26 protein-coding genes are annotated in these 22,950 nt (G+C 74.4%); 22 read left to right on the forward strand and 4 right to left on the reverse strand.

Annotated features, from left to right (window positions below):
* Nucleotides 1–11: 11 nt before the first annotated feature.
* Nucleotides 12–1,229 carry an A/G-specific adenine glycosylase gene (gene mutY, locus QA634_RS35030; protein ID WP_012336545.1) on the reverse strand — a complete coding sequence of 406 codons (1,218 nt, stop codon included), beginning with the start codon at nt 1,227–1,229 and terminating at the stop codon, nt 12–14.
* 121 nt (nt 1,230–1,350) lie between these two features.
* Here mutY and QA634_RS35035 point away from each other — a divergent pair, with 121 nt between their 5' ends.
* From QA634_RS35035 to QA634_RS35075, 9 genes are all read left to right on the forward strand, one after another.
* Entirely contained in the window at nt 1,351–1,836 is a 486-nt protein-coding gene (locus QA634_RS35035; RefSeq protein ID WP_012336546.1) for a DUF721 domain-containing protein, read from the forward strand.
* 99 nt (nt 1,837–1,935) lie between these two features.
* Nucleotides 1,936–2,580: a DsbA family protein gene (locus tag QA634_RS35040; RefSeq protein WP_012336547.1), complete on the forward strand. Its 645-nt coding sequence runs from the start codon at nt 1,936–1,938 to the stop codon at nt 2,578–2,580.
* Nucleotides 2,581–2,869: 289 nt separating this feature from the next.
* Nucleotides 2,870–6,304: a chromosome segregation SMC family protein gene (locus QA634_RS35045; RefSeq protein ID WP_012336548.1), complete on the forward strand. Its 3,435-nt coding sequence runs from the start codon at nt 2,870–2,872 to the stop codon at nt 6,302–6,304.
* A 158-nt stretch (nt 6,305–6,462) separates the two neighbouring features.
* Complete coding sequence (locus QA634_RS35050) at nt 6,463–6,840, forward strand: AtpZ/AtpI family protein (RefSeq protein WP_012336549.1); 378 nt, start codon at nt 6,463–6,465, stop codon at nt 6,838–6,840.
* A gap of 88 nt (nt 6,841–6,928) precedes the next feature.
* Nucleotides 6,929–7,684: a F0F1 ATP synthase subunit A gene (locus tag QA634_RS35055; RefSeq protein WP_012336550.1), complete on the forward strand. Its 756-nt coding sequence runs from the start codon at nt 6,929–6,931 to the stop codon at nt 7,682–7,684.
* A gap of 112 nt (nt 7,685–7,796) precedes the next feature.
* On the forward strand, nt 7,797–8,024 hold the full coding sequence (locus QA634_RS35060) for a F0F1 ATP synthase subunit C (protein WP_012336551.1): 228 nt from the start codon (nt 7,797–7,799) through the stop codon (nt 8,022–8,024).
* A gap of 167 nt (nt 8,025–8,191) precedes the next feature.
* Complete coding sequence (locus QA634_RS35065; protein WP_012336552.1) at nt 8,192–8,755, forward strand: F0F1 ATP synthase subunit B; 564 nt, start codon at nt 8,192–8,194, stop codon at nt 8,753–8,755.
* 17 nt (nt 8,756–8,772) lie between these two features.
* Nucleotides 8,773–9,258: a F0F1 ATP synthase subunit B family protein gene (locus QA634_RS35070; protein ID WP_012336553.1), complete on the forward strand. Its 486-nt coding sequence runs from the start codon at nt 8,773–8,775 to the stop codon at nt 9,256–9,258.
* A 660-nt stretch (nt 9,259–9,918) separates the two neighbouring features.
* Nucleotides 9,919–10,176: a DUF6894 family protein gene (locus tag QA634_RS35075; protein WP_012336554.1), complete on the forward strand. Its 258-nt coding sequence runs from the start codon at nt 9,919–9,921 to the stop codon at nt 10,174–10,176.
* A gap of 5 nt (nt 10,177–10,181) precedes the next feature.
* Here the strand turns inward: QA634_RS35075 and QA634_RS35080 are convergent, their stop codons facing one another.
* Nucleotides 10,182–10,946 carry an alpha/beta fold hydrolase gene (locus QA634_RS35080; protein ID WP_012336555.1) on the reverse strand — a complete coding sequence of 255 codons (765 nt, stop codon included), beginning with the start codon at nt 10,944–10,946 and terminating at the stop codon, nt 10,182–10,184.
* Nucleotides 10,947–11,120: 174 nt separating this feature from the next.
* Here QA634_RS35080 and QA634_RS35085 point away from each other — a divergent pair, with 174 nt between their 5' ends.
* On the forward strand, nt 11,121–11,972 hold the full coding sequence (locus tag QA634_RS35085) for an FkbM family methyltransferase (RefSeq protein WP_012336556.1): 852 nt from the start codon (nt 11,121–11,123) through the stop codon (nt 11,970–11,972).
* 137 nt (nt 11,973–12,109) lie between these two features.
* Here QA634_RS35085 and sfsA read toward each other — a convergent pair whose 3' ends face one another.
* Nucleotides 12,110–12,820 carry a DNA/RNA nuclease SfsA gene (sfsA, locus tag QA634_RS35090; protein ID WP_043702849.1) on the reverse strand — a complete coding sequence of 237 codons (711 nt, stop codon included), beginning with the start codon at nt 12,818–12,820 and terminating at the stop codon, nt 12,110–12,112.
* A gap of 357 nt (nt 12,821–13,177) precedes the next feature.
* Here sfsA and QA634_RS35095 point away from each other — a divergent pair, with 357 nt between their 5' ends.
* From QA634_RS35095 to QA634_RS35145, 11 genes are all read left to right on the forward strand, one after another.
* Nucleotides 13,178–13,930, forward strand: coding sequence for a competence/damage-inducible protein A (locus QA634_RS35095; protein WP_012336558.1), 753 nt, complete (start codon nt 13,178–13,180; stop codon nt 13,928–13,930).
* Between the two features lie 13 nt (nt 13,931–13,943).
* Complete coding sequence (gene gpt / locus QA634_RS35100; protein WP_012336559.1) at nt 13,944–14,450, forward strand: xanthine phosphoribosyltransferase; 507 nt, start codon at nt 13,944–13,946, stop codon at nt 14,448–14,450.
* A 39-nt stretch (nt 14,451–14,489) separates the two neighbouring features.
* Nucleotides 14,490–15,401, forward strand: a complete 912-nt coding sequence (locus QA634_RS35105) for a formate/nitrite transporter family protein (protein WP_083784785.1) — start codon at nt 14,490–14,492, stop codon at nt 15,399–15,401.
* Between the two features lie 51 nt (nt 15,402–15,452).
* Nucleotides 15,453–16,463 carry an SDR family oxidoreductase gene (locus tag QA634_RS35110; RefSeq protein WP_150108791.1) on the forward strand — a complete coding sequence of 337 codons (1,011 nt, stop codon included), beginning with the start codon at nt 15,453–15,455 and terminating at the stop codon, nt 16,461–16,463.
* Nucleotides 16,464–16,539: 76 nt separating this feature from the next.
* On the forward strand, nt 16,540–17,082 hold the full coding sequence (gene soxX / locus QA634_RS35115) for a sulfur oxidation c-type cytochrome SoxX (protein WP_012336561.1): 543 nt from the start codon (nt 16,540–16,542) through the stop codon (nt 17,080–17,082).
* The gene (locus QA634_RS35120; protein ID WP_012336562.1) at nt 17,079–17,540 is read left to right on the forward strand and encodes a SoxY-related AACIE arm protein; all 462 of its coding nucleotides are present in this window, start codon (nt 17,079–17,081) and stop codon (nt 17,538–17,540) included. The genes soxX and QA634_RS35120 overlap by 4 nt, the downstream gene beginning before the upstream one ends.
* Nucleotides 17,541–17,544: 4 nt before the next feature.
* The gene (soxZ, locus tag QA634_RS35125) at nt 17,545–17,865 is read left to right on the forward strand and encodes a thiosulfate oxidation carrier complex protein SoxZ (protein WP_012336563.1); all 321 of its coding nucleotides are present in this window, start codon (nt 17,545–17,547) and stop codon (nt 17,863–17,865) included.
* Nucleotides 17,862–18,650: a sulfur oxidation c-type cytochrome SoxA gene (gene soxA, locus QA634_RS35130; protein WP_012336564.1), complete on the forward strand. Its 789-nt coding sequence runs from the start codon at nt 17,862–17,864 to the stop codon at nt 18,648–18,650. The genes soxZ and soxA overlap by 4 nt, the downstream gene beginning before the upstream one ends.
* A 301-nt stretch (nt 18,651–18,951) precedes the next feature.
* Complete coding sequence (gene nthA, locus QA634_RS35135) at nt 18,952–19,587, forward strand: nitrile hydratase subunit alpha (protein ID WP_012336565.1); 636 nt, start codon at nt 18,952–18,954, stop codon at nt 19,585–19,587.
* Nucleotides 19,584–20,327 (forward strand): nitrile hydratase subunit beta, encoded by a 744-nt coding sequence (gene nthB, locus QA634_RS35140; protein ID WP_012336566.1) that lies wholly within the window; start codon nt 19,584–19,586, stop codon nt 20,325–20,327. The genes nthA and nthB overlap by 4 nt, the downstream gene beginning before the upstream one ends.
* Nucleotides 20,324–20,632, forward strand: a complete 309-nt coding sequence (locus tag QA634_RS35145) for a nitrile hydratase accessory protein (RefSeq protein ID WP_012336567.1) — start codon at nt 20,324–20,326, stop codon at nt 20,630–20,632. The genes nthB and QA634_RS35145 overlap by 4 nt, the downstream gene beginning before the upstream one ends.
* A 99-nt stretch (nt 20,633–20,731) precedes the next feature.
* Here QA634_RS35145 and rpsT read toward each other — a convergent pair whose 3' ends face one another.
* A complete protein-coding gene (gene rpsT / locus QA634_RS35150) occupies nt 20,732–20,998 on the reverse strand; it encodes a 30S ribosomal protein S20 (RefSeq protein WP_012336568.1) in 267 nt (88 codons plus the stop codon).
* Between the two features lie 347 nt (nt 20,999–21,345).
* On the opposite strand from rpsT, the gene speB reads away from it, so the two are divergent.
* Entirely contained in the window at nt 21,346–22,350 is a 1,005-nt protein-coding gene (gene speB, locus QA634_RS35155; protein ID WP_012336569.1) for an agmatinase, read from the forward strand.
* Nucleotides 22,351–22,950 lie beyond the last annotated feature (600 nt).

Consider the following 22,950-nt stretch of genomic DNA (forward strand, 5'->3'; position numbering starts at 1 on the left):
CGGCGCCGGCCTCAGCGCTTGCGCGGCCCGTCCTTGCGGATGGGCGCGGCCGAGGCCGGGCGGCGCGGCAGCACCTTCGGCAGCGGGCCCCGCCGCGGGGCGGCCGGGGGCTCGGGCGGCGTGGCGAGGTCCGGCGGCGGGGCGGGCGGCGGCGCCGGCGCGGGCCGCGGCTCCAGGGCATGGGCCAGCACCTTCCTCATCGCCCCGGGGAGGGGCTCGTCCGCGAGCGCGTCGCGGGGGGTGAAGCGCATGCCCTCCGGCGCCTCGGTGCGGGCCGCGACGCGGGCGAGGAAGACCGTCAGTTCGAGCGGGAAATGCGTGAAGGTGTGGCGCACCACCCCGGGCAGCCGCTTCCAGCGGGCATCGAGCGGCGCGTCGAGCAGGCCGTGGGCGGGGTCGTAATCCGGCGTCCAGGCGCTCGTCGGCGGCTCCGCCATGCTGCCGAGCAGCCCCTCGGGCGGGCGGGTGCGCAGCAGCACCGCCTCGTCGCCGGCCCGCACCGCCACGAAGGCGGCGCCGCGGCGCAGGAGGCCGGGCTCCCGCCGGACCTTGCGCGGGAAGCTCTCCTGCAGCCCCTCGGCGCGGGCCCGGCAGGGCGCCATCCAGGGGCAGAGGGCGCAGGCCGGCCGCTTGGGCGTGCACAGCGTCGCGCCGAGATCCATCACCGCCTGCGCGAAATCGCCCGGCCGCGTCCGCGGCACCAGCGATTCGGCGAGCGCCCGGATCTCCGCCCGCGCCGCCGGCAGCGGCGTCTCGATCGCGAAGAGCCGCGACACCACCCGCTCGACGTTGCCGTCCACGGCGGCGGCCGGCCGGTCGAAGGCGATCGCCGCGATGGCCCCGGCCGTGTAGGCGCCGATGCCCGGGAGCCGGCGCAGCCCCTCCACCGTGTCGGGGAAGCCGCCCGCCGCCGCCACGGCCTTGGCGCAGGCGTGGAGGTTGCGGGCCCGCGAGTAGTAGCCGAGCCCCGCCCAGGCGCTCATCACCGCCTCCTCGGGGGCCGCGGCGAGCGCCGCCACGGTCGGGAACCGCTCCAGGAAGCGGGCGAAATAGGGCTTCACCGCAGCGACGGTGGTCTGCTGCAGCATGATCTCCGACAGCCAGACCCGGTAGGGATCGGGCACGCTGCCCGGCGCGGCGCGCCAGGGCAGCGTGCGGCGGTGGCGGTCGTACCAGACCAGGAGGTCGGCTGCGTCCGGCCTTGAGTGCGACGCGGCGGGCGCTACCATGCCGCCTCGCTTAGCCCGTTTTCCCGCCCCTGGGGAGCGGCCTCGCGGCGCCCTCCCGGGGGAACGAAGCCTTCATGCCCGCCGGGGTCTCGTGCTCCGCAAACGCCAGGATGACGCCCCGATGGCCCGCCCCAAGCCCCTGAGCGAACTGATCGAGCGGTCCCTCGGGCCGGTCTTCGCCGCCCAGGGTTTCGCCTCGACCGACATCCTCGCGTCCTGGCCCGAGATCGTGGGCGAGCGGCTCGCCGGCTTCTGCCAGCCGGAGAAGTTCGAGTGGCCGCGCCGCCACGGCGGGCGGGCCGGCGAGGCGCGCCCGGCGCCCGGCACCCTGGTGGTGCGGGTCGAGGGAGCCTTCGCCCTCGAACTCCAGCACCTCGCCCCCCTGGTGATCGAGCGGATCAACCGGCATTACGGCTTCGCCTGCGTCGGCCGGCTGAGCCTGCGCCAGGACCGGATCGCCCGCGGCGCCAAGCGCGCGCCCGCGCCCCCGAGCCTCGATCCGGCCCGCCGGGGCGAGGTGGCGAAGGCGGTCTCCGCCATCGGCGAGGACGGGCTGCGCGACGCCCTCGACCGGCTCGGCATCGCCGTGATGACCGCCCGCGGGTGAGGGTGCGCGGCCCGGGCGACACCCCGGCGCCTTGCCAGGACGCGGCGGCGATTCTACCGCTCCCGTTCCACTCCCCCGGCTCGTCTCGGAGACCCATCCATGATCACCCGGCGCGACGCGTTGACGCTCACCGGCTCGGCCCTCGGCGCGGCCCTGCTGCTGCCCGGGCTGCGGCTTCCTGCCCTCGCGCAGGCCGCCTCGCCGGATGCCCTGATGCAGCCCGGCCCCCTCGGCGACGTCTGGCTCGGGCCGGCCGAGGCGAAGTGCACCATCATCGAGTACGCCTCGATGACCTGCTCGCACTGCGCGGCGTTCCACAAGACCACCTGGCCGGCGCTCAAGGAGCGCTGGATCGACACCGGCAAGGTGCGCTTCACCCTGCGGGAATTCCCCCTCGATCCGCTCGCCACGGCGGCCTTCATGCTGGCGCGGGCGGACGATTCGGCGCGCTACTACCCGATCACCGACCTGCTCTTCGACCAGCAGCCGACCTGGGCCTTCGTCCCGAAACCCCTCGACGCCCTGGAGCAGATGATGCGCCAAGCCGGCTTCTCCCGCGAGAAGTTCGAGGCGACCCTCAAGGACCAGAAGCTCTACGACGCGATCAACACCGTGAAGGAGCGCGGCATGGCGGTGTTCAAGGTCACCGCGACGCCGACCTTCTTCATCAACGGCCAGAAGTTCCAGGGCGAGGTGTCGATCGAGGGGCTCGAGAAGGTGATCAAGCCGATCGTCGGGGCGTGATCGCGCGCCGCGGCGCGGGCCCCCTTCCCTCCCGCCACCCACAGGAGCCGCCGCCGCGGCGACACGGCGCGAGGCGTTGACCGGGGCCGGCGCGGCCCTCGGGGCGGCCCTGATCTCCGGGCCGCCCTGATCTCCGGGCCGCCCCTCCGCGCGAGGGGTCCGGTTCCTGCGCCAAGACCCGCGCCAAGACCCGCGCCGCGCCAAGACCCACGCCAAGACCCACGCCAAGACCCGGCGCCGGCGCGTCGGATGAGGCGAGGGGCCGCGCCGCGCCTTCCGGTCGTCACCCATGCGTCTCACCCGCCTGCGCATCGTCGGCTTCAAGACCTTCGTCGAGCCGAGCGAGGTCCCGATCGAGCCCGGCCTCACCGGGATCATCGGGCCGAACGGCTGCGGCAAGTCGAACCTGGTCGAGGCCCTGCGCTGGGTGATGGGCGAGAGCTCGCACAAGAGCCTGCGCGCCTCCGGCATGGACGACGTGATCTTCTCCGGATCCGGTGGCCGACCCGGCCGCAGCCACGCGGAGGTGACGCTGAGCCTGGACAACAGCGCCCGCACGGCCCCCGCCGCCTTCAACGGCGCGGACGCGCTCGACGTGACGCGGCGGATCGACCGGGGCGCCGGCTCCACCTACCGCGTCAACGGCCGCGAGGTGCGCGCCCGCGACGTGCAGCTGCTCTTCGCCGACGCCTCGACGGGTGCGCGCTCGCCCGCGATGGTCCGCCAGGGCCAGGTGGCCGAGATGATCGCGGCCAAGCCCCAGGCGCGGCGGCGGGTGCTGGAGGAGGCGGCCGGGATCGGCGGCCTGCATGCCCGCCGCCACGAGGCGGAGCTGCGCCTGCGCGCCGCCGAGGAGAACCTCGCCCGGGTCGAGGACGTGCTCGGCGCGATCAGCTCCGGGGTCGATTCCCTGCGGCGGCAGGCCAGGGCCGCCGCGCGCTACCGCGAGGTCGCCGCCGCGATCCGCCGGGGCGAGGCGCTGCTCCACCTCATCGCCCACGGGCGGGCGCGGGAGGAGGCGGCGCGGGCCGGGCGGGAGGCCGCCGCCGCCGCCGAGCGGGTCGCCGCCGCGCAGGCGGGGCAGGCCGCCGCCGCGACCGCCCAGGCCCTCGCCGCCGCCGGCCTGCCCCGCCTGCGCGAGGAGGAGGCGCGGGCCGCCGCCGCGCTGCAGCGGCTGACCCAGGCGGCGGCGGCCCTCGAGGCCGAGGAGAACCGCGCCGCCGAGCGCCTGCGCGACCTCACCCAGCGCCTCGCCGACCTCGCCCGCGACGCCGCCCGGCAGGCGGAGAGCCGCGACGACGCGCGGGCGAGCCTCGCCCGCCTCGACGCCGAGGCCGCCGCCCTGGCGGCCGACCCGGACGGTGCGGGCGCGCGCGCGGCGGCCGAGCAGCGGGCCGTCGCCGCCGAGGCCGCCCTCGCCGCCGCCGAGGCGGCGCTCTCGGCCGCCCAGGCCGCCGCCGCCGAGGGGAGCGCCCGCCGCGGCGCCCTGGAGCGCGCCCTGCGCGACGGGCGCACCCGCGCCGAGCGCCTCGCCGCCGAGCGGGCGCGCCTCGCCCGCGAGCGGGCCGGCGAGGCCGACGAGGCGCCGGCGCTCGCGCGCCTGCGCGCCGCCCTGGCGGAGGCGTCGGCGCTGAGCGAGCAGGCCGAGGACGAGGCCGCCGCGGCGCGCGAGGACCTCGCGGAGGCCCGCGACGCGGAGGCGCGCGGGCGTCCGGCCCTGGCCGACGCGGAGCGCGAGGCCGCCCGCCGCGAGGCCGAGGCGGGCACCCTCGCGGGCCTGGTGGCGCCTCCCGCGCGCTTCCCGCCGCTCCTCGACGCGCTGCGCGTCGCGCCGGGGCACGAGGCGGCCCTCGCGGCGGCCCTGGGCGAGGATCTCGACGCGGCGACCGACCCGGCCGCCCCCGCCCACTGGGCCGGGGCGCCGGAGGATCCCGCCGACCCACCGCTTCCCGCCGGTGCCCTGCCCCTCTCGCGCGTGGTGGACGGCCCGCCGCTCCTCGCCCGGCGCCTGCGGCAGGTCGGGATCGTCGCCCGCGGCGAGGCCGCCGCCCTGGCGGCGCGCCTGCGGCCGGGCCAGCGCCTCGTCACCCTCGCGGGCGACCTCGTGCGCTGGGACGGCTTCACGGTCTCCGCCGAGGCGCCCTCGCCCGCCGCCCTGCGCCTCGCCGCGCGCGCCCGGCTCGACGCGCTGCGGCAGGCAGCGGCCAAGGCCCGCGAGGCGGCGCAGGCCGCCCGCGCCGCCGGCGCGGTGCGGCAGGAGCGGGCGCGCGAGGCCGCCGCCCGGGAGACGCGGGCCCTCGACGCGGCCCGCCTCGCCCGCACCCGCCTCGACGCGGCCCGCGCCGCCCTGGTGGCCGCGGAGCGCCGCGCGGCCGAGGCGGCGGCGCGGCGCGCGGCCCGGGACGAGGCCGAGGCGCGGCTTGCCGAGGAGGCCGAGGAGGCGGCGGCCCGGATCGAGGCCGCCGAGGACGCCCTCGCGGCCCTGCCGGGGCAGGCGCCGGAGGATCTCGCCCGCCTGCGGCAGGCGGTGGCGACCCGGCGCGCCGCCGCGGCCGAGGCGAGGGCCGCCGCCCTCGCCCTCGCCCGTGCGGCCGCGGAGCGCCGCCGCCGCGCCGCCGCCCTGGCCGAGGAGCGGGCGCGCTGGGGCGACCGCGCCCTGCGCGCCGCGGCCGCCCTCGACGACCTCGCCGGGCGCCGCGCCGCGGCCGAGGAGGAGCGGGCCGCCCTCGCCGGGGCACCCGGCGCCTTCGCGGCCGAGCGGCGGCGGCTCGCGGGCGCCGGCCGGGAGGCCGAGGCGGCGCGGCGCACGGCGGCGGATCGGCTCGCGGCCGCCGAGGCCGGGCTCGCCGAGGCCGACCGGCGCGCCCGGGCCGCCCTCGAGGCCCTCGGCGCGGCGCGGGAGGCCCGGGCCGCCGCGGCGGCGGCGCAGGAGGCGCTGGCGCGCCGCCTCGCCGAGGTCGCCCGGGCGATCCCCGAGACGCTCGGCGCGACCCTGGAGGCGCTCCCCGCCCTCGCCGGCCTCGCCCCGGGCGAGGCCCTGCCGGAGGCGGAAGCGGTCGAGGCCCGGCTCTCCGGCCTGCGGGCCGACCGGGAGCGGATCGGGGCCGTGAACCTGCGGGCCGAGGCGGAACTGGCCGAGGCCGAGGAGCGGCGGGACGCGCTCTCGCGCGAGCGCGACGACCTCCTGGAGGCGATCCGGCGCCTGCGCGGGGCCATCGCGAGCCTCAACCGCGAGGGGCGCGAGCGGCTGCTCGCCGCCTTCGCGGCCGTGAACGGGCATTTCGAGCGCCTGTTCACCACGCTGTTCGGCGGGGGCACCGCCGAACTGACGCTCGTCGATGCCGAGGATCCGCTGGAGGCCGGCCTCGAGATCCTGGCCCGCCCGCCGGGCAAGAAGCCCCAGACCATGACCCTGCTCTCGGGCGGCGAGCAGGCGCTCACCGCCATCGCGCTGATCTTCGCGGTGTTCCTGACCAACCCGTCACCGGTCTGCGTGCTCGACGAGGTCGACGCCCCCCTCGACGACGCCAACGTCGAGCGCTACTGCGACCTCCTCGGCCGCATGGCCCGGGACACCGACACCCGCTTCCTGGTAATCACCCACAACCCCATCACCATGGCGCGGATGGACCGGCTGTGCGGGGTCACCATGGCGGAGCGGGGCGTGTCGCAACTCGTCTCGGTCGACCTCGCGGGGGCGCGGGCGCTCGCCGAGGCGATGTGATGCCGCGGGGCGTGGCCGTTCCCAATCCATAAGGCGGAACAAAGACTTATGGCTACCTCACGGATCCTTGACTCGCACTGTGGGCGAAACTATGGTGCGCCCGCTCGAAGGGGGCACCCGGGCTGGACAACTTCGCCCCTCCGACGCGGAGTCGCGCCATGACCGGCACCGACCCGCGAGACGAGGGCGGCATGGGCCGGGAGCCTGCCCCCGACAGTGATCTCTCCGCGAGGCTCAAGCGTCTCGAAATGCAGATCGACCGGAAGCGGCCCCCCGCCGCTCCCGATCCTTCGTCGCGTTCCGAGACCCGCCAACCCTCGCCGCTCGGCCTCGCGCTGCGTCTGTCGACGGAGTTCGTGTCGGGCGTCGTGGCGGGCGGGCTGCTCGGCTGGGGCCTCGATCGGCTTCTGGGCACCAAGCCCTGGGGCATGATCGTGCTCGTCATCCTGGGCTTCGCGGCGGGAGTGCTGAACGTGATGCGCGTGTCGGGGTTTTTTCGGCCCGCGGACACGAAGAAAAACGAAACGGGGACTTGATCATCGGGTGGATGCCGTGCATCCGCCAGCGCGGATCAGGCGCCGAGCGGACGACCGCGGCGCCGATGGATAGAGGGGCGGGACCGGCATGGCCGTGAAGTTGGATCCGATCCACCAGTTCGAGCTGAAGCCGCTGGTCTCGTTCGGTCATATCGGCCACCAGCACATCGCGTTCACCCAGTCGGCGCTCTACATGTTCGCCGCGGTCGGGATCATCGCGCTGATCACCCTGGTCGCCACCCGCCAGCGCGCGCTGGTGCCGGGGCGGATGCAGTCGCTGGCCGAGGCGTTCTACGAGTTCATCGCCTCCACGGTGCACCAATCGGCCGGGCACGGCAGCGAGCGCTTCGTGCCGCTCGTGTTCTCGCTCTTCATGTTCGTGCTGGTGCTCAACCTGTTCGGGATGATCCCCTACGCCTTCACGGTGACGAGCCACATCATCGTCACCTTCATGCTGGCGCTGGTGGTGATCCTGACCGTGGTCATCTACGGGTTCATGGCGCACGGGGTGCACTTCCTCGACCTGTTCGTGCCGCCGGGCGTTCCGGGCTGGCTGAAGCCGCTCATCGTGGCGATCGAGGTGGTGTCCTTCATCTCCCGCCCGATCAGCCTCTCGGTCCGTCTCTTCGCCAACATGCTGGCGGGCCACATCGCCCTCAAGATCTTCGCGGGCTTCGTCCCGGCCCTCCTCGCCGCGGGCATCTGGGGCATCCTCTCGCCCCTGCCCCTCGCCCTGTCGGTCGCCATCACGGCGCTCGAGATGCTGGTCGCGGTGCTGCAGGCCTACGTCTTCGCGACGCTGACCTCGATCTACCTCAGCGACGCGCTGCATCCCGGCCACTGACGGCCGGTTCCTCCCGGCCGTCCCGGCCGGGGTGCCCCCTCCCCACCCCGGTTCGCCCTGTCGCGGCCGGATCCCACCAGCCAGACGACTAGACGACCTCAGGAGTACTCAGATGGATCCCGTTGCTGCGAAGTACATCGGCGCCGGTCTCGCCTGCCTCGGCATGGCGGGCGCCGCCGTGGGCCTCGGCAACCTCTTCGGCCAGTTCTTCGCGGGCGCCCTGCGCAACCCCTCCGCGGCCGACAGCCAGCGCGCCAACCTGCTCCTCGGCTTCGCGCTGACGGAAGCGCTCGGCATCTTCTCGCTCCTCGTCGCGCTGCTGCTCCTGTTCGCGGTCTGAGGCGTCGACGCCCGGGCGCCTCGTCCGGGAGCGGCCCGTCGCCGCTCCCCGTCTGACGGGCGCCCCCTCCCGTCGCGGAGGCCCGCCGGCGCGCGGGTGCCGCGGCGTCTTGCGCCGGCAGCTCGGCCGGCGCGCTGCTTGAGGCTCCCGCATTCCCGGACGACACGATGGCGCAGCCCACACCCCATGCCGGCCTGCAGGAAGGCCTGATCCACGAGCCGGCCTCCGAGCATGGCGGCGGCTTTCCTCCCTTCCAGAGCACCACCTTCGCGGCGCAGATCCTCTGGCTCGCCATCGCCTTCGGGCTGCTCTACTACCTGATGTCCCGGGTCGCGGTGCCGCGCATCGCCGGCCTGCTGCACGACCGTCAGGCGCGGCTCGCCGCCGATCTCGATGAGGCGTCGCGCATGAAGACCGGCGCGGATTCCGCCCGAGGAGCCTATGAGCGCTCCCTCAAGGAGGCGCAGGACAAGGCCAAGGGCATCGCCCAGGCGACCCGCGACAGCCTCGCGGCCGAGGCCGAGACCCGCCGCAAGGCCCTGGAGGCCGACCTCGCCGCCAAGCTCGCCGAGTCCGAGGCGCAGATCCGCGCCCGCACCGCGACCGCGATGGGCAGCGTGCGCGAGGTCGCGGCCGACGCCGCCACCGCCATCGTCGAGCGCCTGATCGGCCAGAGCCCCGACCGCGCCGCCGTCGAGGCGGCCTACGACCGCACCCAGACCGTGCACTGAGCCGGAGGACCCGAGAGATGTTGGAACCGGAATTCTGGGTCGCGGTCGCCTTCGTGATCTTCTGCGGCATCGTCTGGAAGGCCGGCGGCTTCGACCAGATCATCAACGGCCTCGACCGCCGGGGTGAGCGGGTGCGCCGCGAACTGGAAGAGGCCCGCCGCCTGCGCGAGGAGGCCGCCGCGCTCCTCGCCGACTACCAGAAGCGCCGGGGCGAGGCCGAGCGCGAGGCCGAGGCGATCGTCGCCAATGCCCGGGCGGAGGCGGAGCGCGCCGCCGCCGAGGGCCATGCCCGCCTGAACGACTTCGTCGCCCGCCGCACCAAGGCCGCCGAGGCCAAGATCGCGCAGGCCGAGGCGCAGGCCGCCGCCGAGGTGCGGGCCGCCGCCGCGGAGGCCGCGGTGCGCGTCTCCGAGACCATCCTGCGCGAGAAGGTGACGGGCGACGCCGCCCAGGACCTGATCCGCCGCAGCCTCGGCGACATCCGCACGCGCCTGCGTGCCTGATACGGGATCCGCTTGATCGAAGCGGATCCCGGATCCCAAGCCCGCGCGGCGCCTGAGCGAAGCCGACATCCGCATTGTGAAGCAATCAATCGGATGGCGTATGACCCGCACGGCCCGACGGGCCGCGGGGCCCCACCCGCGCGAGAGAGCCGCCCCCCGGGGCGGCTTTTTTCATGGTCGGGAGCGTCAAGCCGCGACCGGCCGAAGCCCGCGACCTCTGCCGCGACCGTCCCGCGCCGGGCGCGCATGCGACACCCGGTTGATGGCGTCGCCATCTCCCATTTCGGCCATGCGGATGTCGGCCTCGTACAGGCGCCGCGGATCAGCTCGGTCCATAGGCCCGTCGAGGGCCCGCCGCCCCCAGGCTCCGGCCCGCCGATTCGGCTCCCCGGGATAGCCCTCGGTTGAGGCCGGCGGGTGCATTCAGCCTAGTCCGATTTTGTCCATTGCCCAGCGTCAGGCCGCTAAGGGGTATGACTGAAAAGGACTTTTTCGCGCGCGGCGCCCGCCCGAGCGGCCAGTGGAAGCGCTGCCACAAGTTGCTCCGGCCTTGCTGGGAACTAACCTATGTTATATTCGAACCTGGATCGGTGAAGGCTGCGAGGAGCCGTCACCGACAGCAAATACCAAATTCAACTCGGGATGAGGCGTTAAGGATCGATGACCCTCTACTACTTTCATTTCCAGAATGGGTCGCGCATGATCCTGGATGCAGAGGGGATGGACCTTCCGAGCCGGGCGGATGCGCTCGAACGCGCGACCCACCTGGCGACGGACCTTCTGCGGGACGGTGACATCGTCTGCGACTGGCGGCGAAGCGCGATCCGGGTCGAGGACCAGAATCACTGCCGGGTGCTGCGGGTGCCGATGGCGAGCGTTCAGGCGCGGGCCAGCCGCCAGCGACTCCGCGCCCAGTGAGGCTCTCAGGGGCGCTCCGCCAGAAAGCCGAGCACGCCCTGCTTATGCACCTTGTCGCCGACGGCGAGGTTGTGGTCGCGGTTGGGGATCTCGAGGCTGCGCGCCTCCGGGATCAGGGCGGCGAGTGCGGGTCCGGACCCGGCGATGTGGTCGGTGGTGCCGACCGAGACCAGCGTCGGCACCTCGATCTGCGCCACCTCCGCGCGCGAGAGGGTCTGCCGCGAGCCGCGCATGCAGGCGGCGAGCGCCCGGAGATCACTGCGGGTCTGCTCGGCGAAGATCCGGAAGGAGCGCGCCACCGGATCGGTCACGTCGGCGCTCGACGGCGCCTCCATGGCCTCCGAGATGCCGCTCGGCAGCCCCCTGCCCTCGACGAGGTGGATCCCGAGTCCGCCGAGCAGCGCCGAGCGCACCCGGTCCGGATGCAGCAGCGCCAGGAAGGCCGTGATGCGGGCGCCCATCGAGTAGCCCATCACGTCGGCCCGCCCAAGGCCGAGATGGTCGAGGAGCCGGCGCGCATCCTCCGCCATCAGCTCGGACGCGTAGGCCTCCGGCTCGTAGAGCTTGCCGCTCTCGCCGTGCCCGCGATTGTCGAGGGCGATCACCCGGTAGCCCGCCTCCGTGAGCGTCCGGACCCAGCCCGTGTTGACCCAGTTCGTGCGGTGGTTCGAGGCGAAGCCGTGGATGAGCAGCACCGGGTCGCCCGCACCCCGCTCCGGCCGGGCATCCAGATAGGCGATCGTCACCCCGTCGGAATCGAAGGTCTGCATCGGCGGCGGGCTCCCCTGCGGCGTCCCCGCCCTCTATCGGGCAGGACGGCGCCCGGCAATGGCCGGGCGTTGCGGGCAGGACGGCGCCCGGCAATGGCCGGGCGTTGCGGGCAGGACGGCGCCCGGCCATGGCCGGACGTTGCGGGCGGCCCGCCGCGGTGGCATAGGCGCGCGATGGCGACCTCGACCCATGCGATGACCCAATCCCTTGAGCCCTTCGGGACCTACGCGCCCACCGGCCTCGTGCGCTGGATCGTGGCCCGGACCCAGCGCCTGCCGGCGGAGGAATGGGGCGCCCGGCGCCTCGCGCTGATCCTGCGCCGCTGCGCCATCCGCCTGCTGCGCGGCCGGCCCCTCGACGTCGAGCGCTACGGCGCCCGCATGCGGCTGCACCCCTACAACAACAACTGCGAGAAGAAGGTGCTCTTCACCCCGCAGTTCTTCGATCCGGCCGAGCGCCGGCTCCTCGCCGAGCGGCTCCGGCCGGACTGCGTCTTCATCGACATCGGGGCGAATATCGGCGCCTACGCGCTGTTCGTGGCCGGGATCAGCGGGCCCTCGGCGCGCATCCTGGCGGTCGAGCCGCAGCCCGACATCTTCGACAAGCTCGCCTACAACATCGCCCAGAACCCCTTCGGCACGGTCAAGGCGGTGGCCTGCGCGGTGGCCGACAAGGCGGGCGAGCTCACGCTGTTCGTCGACCAGCGCAACAGCGGGGAATCGAGCCTCAAGGTGGTGGGCACCAACGAGGGCGCGGCGATCCGCGTGCCGGCGGTGACGCTCCTCGACCTCGTGCGCGCCGAGGGCCTGCCGCGCATCGACGCGATGAAGCTCGACGTCGAGGGGGCGGAGGACCTGATCCTGGAGCCCTTCCTGCGCAAGGCGCCGCCCGCCCTGCATCCGGGGATCATCGTCCTGGAGGACGGCACCGACCTCTGGCAGACCGACCTCTGCGCCCTCCTGCTGAGCCACGGCTATCGCCGCCTCGCGCGCACCCGCCTCAACCTCATCTTCGAGAAGGCCTGACGGGTGATCCGGGATTGGCTTGATCGAAGCGGATCCCGGATCACGAGCCCGCGCGGCGCCTGAGCGCGGCGCCTGAGCGAAGCCGACATCCGCATGGCCGAAATCGGAGATGGCGAAGCCATCAACCGGATGGCGTATCAGGCCGGCAGCATCGGGATCTCCGCCTCGATGGCGACCTCGTCCGGGTCGAGCCGGCAGCGATAGGCCACGGTCGCGACGCCGGCCTCCTGCGCCCGCCGGAAGGAGGCCGCGAAGGCCGGGTCGACGTCGCCCGCCACGGTGAAGCGTCCGGCCCGCATCTGCACCACGACGATCACCATCGCGCGCCCGCCGCCGCGCACCACCGCGGCGAGCTCCTCCATGTGCCGGGCGCTGCGGGCGGCGATGCAGTCCGGGAACTCGGCGAGGCCGGCGTCCCGCATCATGTGGCAGTTCTTCACCTCGACGTGGATCGGGCCGGCCGGATGCTCGGCCAGGAAGTCGACCCGGCTCGCCCGGCCGTAGCGCACCTCCGGCCGCAGGGACGTGACCCCGGCGAGCGCCGGCAGGCGGCCCTCCCGGAAGGCCTCCGCCACCAGGTGGTTCGGGCGCATCGTGTTGATGCCGACCCATTGCGGGCCGCCCGGCAGGTCGGCCTCGACCATCTCCCAGGACCACGCGAGCTTGCGGCCGGGGCTGGTCGCGGCCGAGAGCAGCACCGGGCGCCCCGGCGCCGCCAGGCCCAGCATCGCGCCCGGATTGGCGCAATGCGCCGTCACCAGGCGGCCGTCGGCGAGTTCGACGTCGGCGAGGAAGCGCTTGTAGCGGCGGACCAGCCGCCCCTCGGTCAGCCGGGACGGGAAGCGCAAGGCGGGCACGCGGGCGACGACATGACCCCCCTTAGCAGGGCGCGCCGCCCGGCGCGACGCCCGTGCCGCCCCCTGCGGCGCTCAGGGGCGCGGCGGCGCCGGCACGATCGCGCAAGATCCAGCGCGTTCCCCGCCGCCCAGCGCTCCCCTCGCCCAGGCCGACGCCGCGCAGGCCGAGCGCCGCGCAGGCCGAGCGCCGCGAAGGTGGCGTCCCGCTCCGCGATGCTCCCGTTGCGGAAGGAGCGCGGGCTGCCGGGCGTCTCGCGCGACCGCGGCGGCGGGTCCGAGACCGCCGGCCCCGGCGCTTGAGCCGCGCGTGGGCGCGCGATACAGCGGGAGCCCAGCCTGGAGGCCCGCGTGAGCGACGACAACCCGAATGCGGTGACGGCGGCCCTGCTCGTCATCGGCGACGAGATCCTCTCCGGGCGCACCAAGGACAAGAACATCGGCTACATCGCCGAGTACCTCACCCAGGTCGGCATCGACCTGCGCGAGGTGCGGGTCGTGCCGGACGTGGCCGAGGAGATCGTCGGCGCGGTCAACGCGCTGCGCGCCCGCTACACCTACCTGTTCACGACCGGTGGCATCGGGCCGACCCACGACGACATCACGGCCGATTGCGTGGCGGCGGCCTTCGGCGTCGGCATCGAGGTCGATCCCCGAGCCCGGGCCATGCTGCTCGAACGCATCCCGGAGGCGGAGCTCAACGAGGCGCGCCTGCGCATGGCCCGCATCCCCTTCGGGGCCGAGCTGATCGAGAACCCGATCTCGAAGGCGCCCGGTTTCATGATCGGCAACGTGATCGTAATGGCGGGCGTGCCCGCGATCATGCAGGCGATGCTCGACGGGATCGCGCCGCGCCTGCGCACCGGCGCCCGGATGCTCGCCGAGACGGTCGAGGCCGGCGGCCTGCCCGAGGGCCTCTACGCCGGCGACCTCGCCGCGCTCGCGGCGCGCTTCCCGGGCGTCTCGATCGGCTCCTACCCGTCGATGACGCCGCAGGGGTTCCGCAACCAGATCGTCGCCCGCGCCAAGGACCCCGCCCAGCTGGCGGCGGCCCGGGCCGAGATCGAGACCCTCGTCGCCCGCCTGCGGGCGGCCCGGGACTGACCGGAGGAACAGGATGGCGGCCCCTGGCGACAAGGCTTTCCCAGTCTCGTGGGACCAGTTCCACCGCGACGCGCGGGCGCTCGCCTGGCGCCTCGCCGGGGCCGGGCCGTTCGAGGCGATCGTCTGCATCACCCGCGGCGGCCTCGTGCCCGCCGCCGTGGTGGCGCGCGAACTCGGCATCCGCCTGATCGAGACCGTCTGCATCGCCAGCTACCACGATTACCAGGAGCAGGGCGCGCTCCACGTCATCAAGGACGTGGCGCCGAGCATCCGCGCGATCGGCGACGGGACCGGGCGCGGCGTCCTCGTCCTCGACGACCTGACGGATACCGGCAAGACCGCGCAGGTGGTGCGGGGCATGCTGCCGAACGCGCATTTCGCCACGGTCTACGCCAAGCCCGCCGGGCGGCCGCTGATCGACACCTTCGTCACCGAGGTCAGCCAGGACACCTGGATCTACTTTCCCTGGGACATGGGCCTCGCCTACCAGGCCCCGATCCATCCGGGCACGGCGGGCTGAGGCGGCCCCTGCGGCGGGAACACGGGGCCGGCGCCGGGCTTGGACCGGGGCCGGGCGTCCCGGCGCGAGACCCCATGCGAGGCCTCATGGGAGGCCTCGTCGCGGGCCTCACGGGAGGCCGCATGTCCGGACCCGAGCCCGAGCGGAGAGGCCGCGAGCACGACGTCGCGGACGAGGTCGAGGCGGAGCGCTGGCCGAGCGCCATCGTCATCCACGAGGTCATCCGCCACGAGGGGGGTCGAGGAACTCGCCCGCACGGTCTCCGCGCTGCTGCTCTCGGGCCTCGCGGCCGGTCTGGCGATGGGCCTCTCCCTCGTGGTCCAGGGCGTGATCCGGGCGCGGCTGCCCGAGGCCCCCTGGCGCGACCTCGTCTCCGGCTGGGGCTACACGATCGGCTTCCTGATCGTGGTCCTCGGGCGCCAGCAACTCTTCACCGAGAACACCCTCACCCCGGTGCTCCCGCTCCTGCACGACCGGACCCTCGCGGTGCTCGGGCGGCTGCTGCGCCTGTGGGGCCTGGTGCTCGCGGCCAACCTCGTCGGCACGATCCTGTTCGCCCTCGCCATCGCCCGCACCGAGGTCTTCGACGAGGGCCTGCGGGCGCAGTTCCGCGACATCAGCCGCCACACCCTCGCGCATCCGTTCTGGCCGACCCTCTCCAAGGCCGTGGTCGCCGGGTGGCTCATCGCCCTGATGGTCTGGCTGCTGCCCGCCGCCGGAGGCGCGCGGCCCTTCGTCATCCTGCTCCTGACCTACGTGATCGCGATCTGCGGCCTCGCCCACGTCGTCGCCGGCTCCGTCGAGGCCGCCTACCTGGTCTTCCTCGGCGAGGCGGGCTGGGGCGACTACGCCGCCCGCTTCTTCCTGCCGACGCTGATCGGCAACGTCTTCGGCGGGGTCGCCCTGGTCGCCGTGCTGAACTGGGGGCAGGTCGCGCCCGACGTCGAGTGAACGCGAGCCGCCGGCATTCGTTGGGCAGGCGACGGACATCCCCCGAGCAGCATGGAGCAGCCAATGGTCTACGCGCACAAGCCCCTCGACCAGCAGGTAATCGTGATCACGGGAGCGTCGAGCGGGATCGGCCTCGCCACGGCGCGCCGGGCGGCGCGCAGCGGCGCCCGGGTGGTGATGGGCGCCCGCAACGCCGAGGCGCTCGCGATGATCCAGGACGAGATCGGGCACGACGGCGGGCAGGCGGCCCACGCGGTCGGCGATGTCGGCCGGCGCGAGGACGTGCAGGCCCTGGCCGATACGGCGATGCAGCGCTTCGGCCGCATCGACAGCTGGGTGAACGACGCCGGCATCTCGATCTTCGGGCGGCTGGAGGAGGTCAGCGACGCGGACAGCGACCGGCTGTTCCGGACGAATTTCTGGGGCACCGTCTACGGCTCGCTGGTGGCGCTCCCCTACCTGCGGCAGCAGGGCGGCGCGCTGATCAATGTCGGCAGCATCGCCTCCGACATGGTGATCCCGCTCCAGGCCATGTACTCGGCGAGCAAGCACGCGGTGCGGGGCTTCACGGACGGGCTGCGGGCGGAGCTGGACATGGAGGGGGCGCCGGTCTCGGTGACGCTGATCAAGCCCGGCTCGATCGACACGCCCCTGACCCACCACGCCCGCAACTACATGGACCGCGAGCCGCAGCTGCCCCCGCCGGTCTACCACCCGGACGAGGTGGCGCGGGCCATCCTGCACGCCGCGGTGCATCCCCAGCGGGAGATCTACGTCGGCGGCGGCGGCCGCGCGATGACCGGCCTCAAGAAGGTGGCGCCCCGCGCCTTCGAGCGCCTCGGCGCCGTGATGTCCCAGGCCCAGCGCGGCGCCGAGCCGCCGCGCGACCCGCGCGGGTCCCTGCACGAGCCGGGCATCGACGGGCAGGTCCAGGGCGGCCACCCGGGCTACGTGCGGCGCACCAGCACCTACACGCGGGCGCAGCTCCACCCGCTGACCACCGGGGCGGTGATGGCCGGGGTCGGGCTCGCGGCGGCGGCGCTGATGAAGCGGCGGGCGTGAGGCGATCGGCCGCCCGGCGCAACTCCTGACGCGGCCCGTCGCGGCCCCATCTCCGGCGGCGGACCCTCGGAAGCCGATGCGACGCCGCCTCGATCCCCCGCGCGACCCGATCCGCCGCCTGCGCCCGGGGCACCGCCCGCGGCGCCGGGGGCGATGCCTCCCGGCGCGGTGCCTCGGGCCGCGCGGGCTCGCGGCGGCCTTCGCCCTCGCCCTCCTCCCCGCCCTCGCCGCCGCGGCGGTCCCGGCGATCGAGGGCGACGCCATCCCGGCGCCGCTCACTGGCACCGCGGGCGACCCGGCCCGCGGCCGCGCCATCGCCACCGACCCGCGGCGCGGCCTCTGCACCCTGTGCCACGCGGGCCTCGGCGGCCGGCCGGAGGGGGATGTCGGCCCGAATCTGGCGGGGATCGGCGCGCGGCTCTCGCCCGGGCAGATCCGCCTGCGGCTCGTCGACGGCCGCGTCTTGAATCCGGACACGATCATGCCCTCGTATCTGCGCGTCGAGGGCCTCGAACGGGTCGCGCCGGCCTGGCGCGGCCGGCCGGTGCTGGAGGCGCAGGAGATCGAGGACGTGATCGCCTACTTGGCGACGCTGCGCGGCGGAGGGGAGACGCGATGACGAGGCCGGACCGGCGATCCATCCTGGCGGGCGGCGCGGGGCTCCTCGCCGTGACGCTGGTGCGCCCGGCTCGCGCCGCCGAGCGGCCGCCGCGCGAGCCGACCCTGAGCGCCATCCGGCGCTTCGCCGGCGACGCGCTGATCCGTCCCGGCCGGGTCAGCCTCGACCTGCCGCCGCTCGTGGAGAACGGCAACGCCGTGCCGCTCTCGGTCGCGGTCGAGAGCCCGATGACCGAGGCCGACCACGTCCGCCGCATCGCGGTCTTCAACGACAAGAACCCGCAGCCGAACGTGCTCACCATCCATCTCTCGCCGCGTGCCGGGCGGGCGGCGGTGTCGACCCGCATCCGGCTCGCGGATTCCCAGACCGTGACGGCGATCGCCGAGATGTCGGACGGCAGCTACTGGTCCGCCACCGCCGACGCGATCGTGACCCTCGCGGCCTGCGTGGAGGGATGACGCGATGGCCCGCAGCCTCATCAACGTGCCGAAGAGCGCCGCCGCCGGCAGCGTGATCGAGATCAAGACCCTGATCTCCCACCCGATGGAGACCGGCTTCCGGCCGGGCGCGGACGGGCGCCTCGTGCCGCGCAACATCATCACGGAGTTCGTCTGCCGCTTCGAGGACGAGGAGATCTTCCGGGCCGAGCTGTTCCCGGCGAGTTCCGCCAACCCCTACCTGACCTTCACGACGGTGGCGACGCGCAGCGGCACCTTCACCTTCACCTGGAGCGGCGACAACGGCTTCTCGCAGACCGAGCGCGCCGCGATCGCGGTGACGTGAGGCGCCCGCCGCCCCGCCGGCCCGGCCTCGCCGGGCTCCTCCTGCTCTGCCTCGGCGGCGCCGCGGCCGCGGCCGAGATCCCGCCCGGCGAGCGCCGCTCCGGCTTCGACCAGATGACGCCGGAACTGCGCGCCATGCAGCGGGACGAGGCGGCCCATCCGGGCCAGCTCTGGGTGGCGGACGGCGAGGAGGCCTGGGGGACGGCGCCGGCCTCGGGCGCCCCGGCCTGTTCCGGCTGCCACGGGCCGATCACCGCGATGCGCGGCGTCTCGGCGCGCTACCCGGCCTTCGACGAGGGAGGGGGCGGACCGGTCGACCTGGACGACCGCATCAACCTGTGCCGCCGCCGCCACCAGAACGAGGCGCCGCTCGCGCCCGAGACTCGGCCGCTTCTGGCGCTCGCGGCCGCGATCGGGGCGCAGTCGCGCGGGCTCCCGGTGGCGCCGCCGGCCGACCCGCGCCTCGCCGGGGCGCGGGCGGAGGGCCGCGCCCTGTTCACCCGCCGCCTGGGCCAGCTCGGCCTCTCCTGCGCGGCCTGCCACGACGCGCAGTGGGGGCGGCACCTCGGGGCGGCGGTGATCCCGCAGGGCCACCCGACCGGCTACCCGCTCTACCGGCTGGAATGGCAGGATCTCGGCTCCTTCCGGCGCCGGCTGCGCAACTGCCTGACCGGGATGCGGGCCGAGCCCTTCCCGCCGGACGCGCCCGAGCTGGTGGCGCTGGAACTCTACCTGATGCAGCGCGCCGCCGGCCTGCCGGTGGAGACGCCGGCCCTGCGGCCCTAGAGCATTTTCCGACGAAGTGGATGCCGGTTCGTCGCAGACAATGCGGCAAGATCAAAGACCTAGAGCAGCACCCGATTGCAACGTGATCGGGTGCTGCTCTAGCCGGATCCGCGCCGGCGCGACGGTTCCGGCATCACGACGCGTCCTCCTGCCGAGGTGCTCCCCGGCTCGCGCGCGCTCGCGCCTCCCGGGCCGGCGATCCCGCTGCGTGCGCCGGGATCGGTGCGGGATCCCCCGCCCGCCGAATCGCGGCGTGACGGCGCCGCGGCGACGGTCTAGACCTCTGGCCGGGAGGGACGGCATGACGGATCACCACCACGATCACCCGCACCCGCATGGCAGCGAGCTCTCGCCCATGGACCTGCGGGTGCGGGCGCTCGAATCCATCCTGGTCGAGAAGGGCTACGTCGATCCGGCCGCCCTCGATGCGCTGATCGACACCTACGAGACCAAGGTCGGCCCCCGCAACGGCGCCCGGGTCGTCGCCCGGGCCTGGGTCGATCCGGCCTACCGCGCCCGGCTCCTCGACGACGCCACCGCGGCCATCCGCGAACTCGGCATCGGCGGACGCGGCGGCGAGCACATGGTCGTCGTCGCCAACACGCCCGAGGAGCATAACCTCGTCGTCTGCACCCTCTGCTCCTGTTACCCCTGGCCGGTCCTCGGCCTGCCCCCGGTCTGGTACAAGTCGCCGCCCTACCGCGCGCGGGCGGTGATCGACCCGCGCGGCGTCCTGCGCGAGTTCGGCGTCGAACTGCCCGCGACCACCCGGATCCGCGTCTGGGATTCGACCGCGGAGCTGCGCTACATGGTTCTGCCGATGCGGCCCGCCGGCAGCGAGCACCTCGACGAGGCGGCGCTGGCCGACCTCGTGACCCGCGACGCCATGATCGGCACCGGCCTCCCCCTCGCTCCCGACCAGGTGGTGCGCGCATGAATGGCGGTCAGGATCTCGGCGGCATGCACGGGTTCGGGCCGATCGGCTTCGAGGCCGACGAGCCCTGGTTCCACGCTCTCTGGGAGCGGCGCGTCTTCGCCATGGCGATGGCGATGGGGCTGACCGGGACCTGGAACCTCGACGCGAGCCGCGCGGCCCGCGAATCCCTGCCGCCGGCCGAGTACCTGGCGGCGAGCTACTACGAGATCTGGCTCCGGGCCCTGGAGAAGCAGCTGACCCATCACGGCCTCGTCGAGGAGGCCGAGCTGCGGGCGGGCGCCGCGCTCACGCCCCCCGCGCCGATCACCCGCGTGCTCAGGGGCGAGGAGGTCGCGCCGCTCTTCGCGCGCGGCTTCCCGAGCGACCGCCCCGCCGCGCGGCCCGCCCGCTTCGCGGCGGGCGACGAGGTCACCGCCAAGGTCATGAACCCCGCGGGCCATACCCGCCTGCCGCGCTACGTCCGCGGCCGCACCGGCACGGTCGAGCGCGTGCACGGCACCTTCGTGTTCCCGGATTCGAACGCGCGCCTCGCCGGCGAGAACCCGCAATGGCTCTACACGGTGCGCTTTCCCGGGGTGGAATTGTGGGGCGAGGAGGCGGATCCGGGCCTCAGCGTCTCGGTCAACGCCTTCGAGAGCTACCTGGAGCCGGTGCGCAGGGCGGCCGCGCCGGCGCCGGGAGATGGGCCGGCAGGCGCGCCGGCGCCGGCAGGCGCGCCGGCGCCGGCAGGCGCCGCATGAGCGCGCCCGAGGCTTCCCCCTTCGCGGCGCCCTGGGAGGCGCAGACCTTCGCCCTGGTGGTGGCGCTGCAGGAGCGCGGCCTGTTCACCTGGGGCGAATGGGCCGAGGCGCTCGGCGCGGCGAGCCGGCGCGGCGAGCGCCCGGCCGATTACGCGCTCTGGCTGGAGGTGATCGAGGACCTGCTCGGCGCCCGCGGGGTGACCTCGGCCGAGGCGCTCTCCGAGCGCCGCGACGCCTTCGCGCGGGCCGCCGCCGCGACCCCGCACGGGCAGCCGATCCTGCTCGCGAACGATCCCGGCGCCTGATCCGGGCACGAAAAAGCCCGGCTCGCGCCGGGCTGGTTGCTCTTGCCGGAAGCTCTTGCCGGAAGCTCTTGCCGGAAATCTCTCGCCGGAACCGGCCGGTCACGCCTGGAGGGCGTTCACCCGGGCCGTGAGGCGCGAGACCTTGCGGGAGGCCGTGTTCTTGTGAACGATGCCCTTCTGCGACGCGCGCATGATCTCCGGCTCGGCGCTCCGCAGGGCGGTCAGCGCCGTGGCGGCGTCGCCCGAGGCGATCGCCTCCTCGACCTTGCGGATGAAGGTGCGCATGCGGCTGCGGCGCGAGCGGTTGATCGCCGTGCGCTTGGCGATCTTGCGGGTCATCTTCTTGGCCGACACGGTGTTGGCCATCGGTCTTCCTCATTCTCGAAAAGCGCGATGCACGAGGGCCCGGGGGCGTGACGGCGTCGCGGACAGGGCGCGGAAAGCACGGAAAGCCGCCGGGGCGAGCCGGCGGGTTCGCGAGACGCCGTCTATAGCCGCGCGTCCCGCCATCGTCAACGCGAGACTCCCGGCCGCCCCTGCCTGTAGGACAGAACCCATGCCAACGGCCCGGCATGCCGACGCGCCGGGCCGTCGAGCACTCCCAGTTTCCGACACCGAGCCAAAGATTTGGCGAGAAGGCTTGACGACGAGTCGAGAACCGAACCGGCGGTCGTGGCAAGCGACCGCCGGCCTCATCAGACGGAGCCCCGATCATGACCTCCCCGGCCGACGATCCGACCCGCGCCGCGCGGCTCGCGCGCTTCCAGCCCCTCTCCGGGATGGCGATGCCGCGCTTCGCCGGCCTCGCCAGCCTGATGCGCCTGCCGGTGCTGAGCCCGGAGGCGGCCATCGCCGAGCCGGTCGAGATCGGCCTGTTCGGCATCCCCTTCGACAGCGCCACCACCAACCGCCCGGGCGCGCGCCTGGGGCCGCGCGGCGTGCGCGAGCAATCGGCGCTGATGCGCCTCGTCAACCCGGCGACCGGGATCTGCCCCTACGAGCTCTGCGCCTGCGCGGATCTCGGGGACGTGGCGGTCAACCCGGTCGACGTCGCCGACACGCTCGGCCGCATCGAGGCGTTCGCGGCGCCCCTGCGCGCGGCGGGGCTGACGCTCCTCGCGGTCGGGGGCGACCACCTCGTCAGCTACCCGCTCCTGCGCACGGTCGCGGCGGGCCGGCCGGTGGGGCTGATCCACATCGACGCCCACAGCGACACCACCGACAGCTATTTCGGCGGCGCCAAGCTCACGCACGGCACGCCGTTCCGGCGCGCCATCGAGGACGGCGTCCTCGACCCGCGGCGCACCGTCCAGATCGGCCTGCGCGGCACGCTCTACGCCCGCGACGAGCGGCAATGGGCCCTCGACCAGGGCATCCGCATCCTCGACATGGAGCGGGTGATCGCCGAGGGGCTGCCCGCCGCGGTCACCGAGGCCCGCGCGGTGGTCGGGGCCGGGCCGACCTACCTGACCTTCGACATCGATTCCATCGACCCGGCCTTCGCCCCCGGGACGGGCACGCCGGAGATCGGCGGCTTCACCTCCCGCGAGGCGCTCTTCCTCCTGCGCGGCCTGCGCGGCCTCGACCTCGTCGGCGCCGACCTCGTGGAAGTCGCCCCGCCCCTCGACCCCTCCGGCACCACGGCCCTCGTCGGCGCGACCATCGCGTTCGAGCTGCTCTGCCTCCTCGCCGAGGCGCGGGCGCGCCGCGCCGGGTGAGGCGGCCGGGGTGCTGTCAAGCCCGGGGCGCGTCCCAACACCCTGTCCACCGCCGTGTCCCCGGCCCCCTCCCCGCTCTCGACATGACCGGATCCCGGCGCCGGCCCGAAGCCGGCCGGAATCCCGCCGATTCGGGAACAGCGCGGCACATCAAGGGCTTGCGGGGGGACAAGCTGTGCGCGGGCCGTGAGTCGCCGACGCGGTCAAGCCTCCGTTCACCACGCCGCCAACGCTTCCTGTTGCGAAGCTTCACCAGGCGGGCGTAACCTTCCTCCGTCGCGCTCGGGGGTGCGGCGCTTCCCCATCTTCCACAAGTCACGATTCGGTCGGTGGCCCGTTGCGGCACCGCGCCGTGAGTCGTGCCGTCGGGGCGGCTTCGCCGCGGCCGGCATCGCGAGGATCTGCAAGGGCCTGTCGCTTAAGGAAAACGAGAGTTCTTGTTGATAGACCGGTGAGGAAGGCGGGGACGAGGCTGGGGGCAGTTGACTCTTGGTTCCTCACCTGTGCCGACATGGTTCGAACTGGGACATGTCGGGAGTTGCGTATCGGCGTACGGGCCGCGGGCGGGAAGCCGCGGGCGGTCCGAGAGAGGACCCATCA

The sequence above is a fragment of the Methylobacterium sp. CB376 genome, assembly GCF_029714205.1.
In the GTDB taxonomy this organism is placed as follows: domain Bacteria; phylum Pseudomonadota; class Alphaproteobacteria; order Rhizobiales; family Beijerinckiaceae; genus Methylobacterium.

Bases quoted from the DNA above. Each gene is read 5' to 3' on its own strand.
- mutY (WP_012336545.1), bottom strand. From the start codon at position 1,229: ATGGTAGCGCCCGCCGCGTCGCACTCAAGGCCGGACGCAGCCGACCTC.
- QA634_RS35035 (WP_012336546.1), top strand. From the start codon at position 1,351: ATGGCCCGCCCCAAGCCCCTGAGCGAACTGATCGAGCGGTCCCTCGGG.
- QA634_RS35040 (WP_012336547.1), top strand. From the start codon at position 1,936: ATGATCACCCGGCGCGACGCGTTGACGCTCACCGGCTCGGCCCTCGGC.
- QA634_RS35045 (WP_012336548.1), top strand. From the start codon at position 2,870: ATGCGTCTCACCCGCCTGCGCATCGTCGGCTTCAAGACCTTCGTCGAG.
- QA634_RS35050 (WP_012336549.1), top strand. From the start codon at position 6,463: ATGACCGGCACCGACCCGCGAGACGAGGGCGGCATGGGCCGGGAGCCT.
- QA634_RS35055 (WP_012336550.1), top strand. From the start codon at position 6,929: ATGGCCGTGAAGTTGGATCCGATCCACCAGTTCGAGCTGAAGCCGCTG.
- QA634_RS35060 (WP_012336551.1), top strand. From the start codon at position 7,797: ATGGATCCCGTTGCTGCGAAGTACATCGGCGCCGGTCTCGCCTGCCTC.
- QA634_RS35065 (WP_012336552.1), top strand. From the start codon at position 8,192: ATGGCGCAGCCCACACCCCATGCCGGCCTGCAGGAAGGCCTGATCCAC.
- QA634_RS35070 (WP_012336553.1), top strand. From the start codon at position 8,773: ATGTTGGAACCGGAATTCTGGGTCGCGGTCGCCTTCGTGATCTTCTGC.
- QA634_RS35075 (WP_012336554.1), top strand. From the start codon at position 9,919: ATGACCCTCTACTACTTTCATTTCCAGAATGGGTCGCGCATGATCCTG.
- QA634_RS35080 (WP_012336555.1), bottom strand. From the start codon at position 10,946: ATGCAGACCTTCGATTCCGACGGGGTGACGATCGCCTATCTGGATGCC.
- QA634_RS35085 (WP_012336556.1), top strand. From the start codon at position 11,121: ATGGCGACCTCGACCCATGCGATGACCCAATCCCTTGAGCCCTTCGGG.
- gpt (WP_012336559.1), top strand. From the start codon at position 13,944: ATGGCGGCCCCTGGCGACAAGGCTTTCCCAGTCTCGTGGGACCAGTTC.
- QA634_RS35110 (WP_150108791.1), top strand. From the start codon at position 15,453: ATGGAGCAGCCAATGGTCTACGCGCACAAGCCCCTCGACCAGCAGGTA.
- soxX (WP_012336561.1), top strand. From the start codon at position 16,540: ATGCGACGCCGCCTCGATCCCCCGCGCGACCCGATCCGCCGCCTGCGC.
- QA634_RS35120 (WP_012336562.1), top strand. From the start codon at position 17,079: ATGACGAGGCCGGACCGGCGATCCATCCTGGCGGGCGGCGCGGGGCTC.
- soxZ (WP_012336563.1), top strand. From the start codon at position 17,545: ATGGCCCGCAGCCTCATCAACGTGCCGAAGAGCGCCGCCGCCGGCAGC.
- nthA (WP_012336565.1), top strand. From the start codon at position 18,952: ATGACGGATCACCACCACGATCACCCGCACCCGCATGGCAGCGAGCTC.
- nthB (WP_012336566.1), top strand. From the start codon at position 19,584: ATGAATGGCGGTCAGGATCTCGGCGGCATGCACGGGTTCGGGCCGATC.
- QA634_RS35145 (WP_012336567.1), top strand. From the start codon at position 20,324: ATGAGCGCGCCCGAGGCTTCCCCCTTCGCGGCGCCCTGGGAGGCGCAG.
- rpsT (WP_012336568.1), bottom strand. From the start codon at position 20,998: ATGGCCAACACCGTGTCGGCCAAGAAGATGACCCGCAAGATCGCCAAG.
- speB (WP_012336569.1), top strand. From the start codon at position 21,346: ATGACCTCCCCGGCCGACGATCCGACCCGCGCCGCGCGGCTCGCGCGC.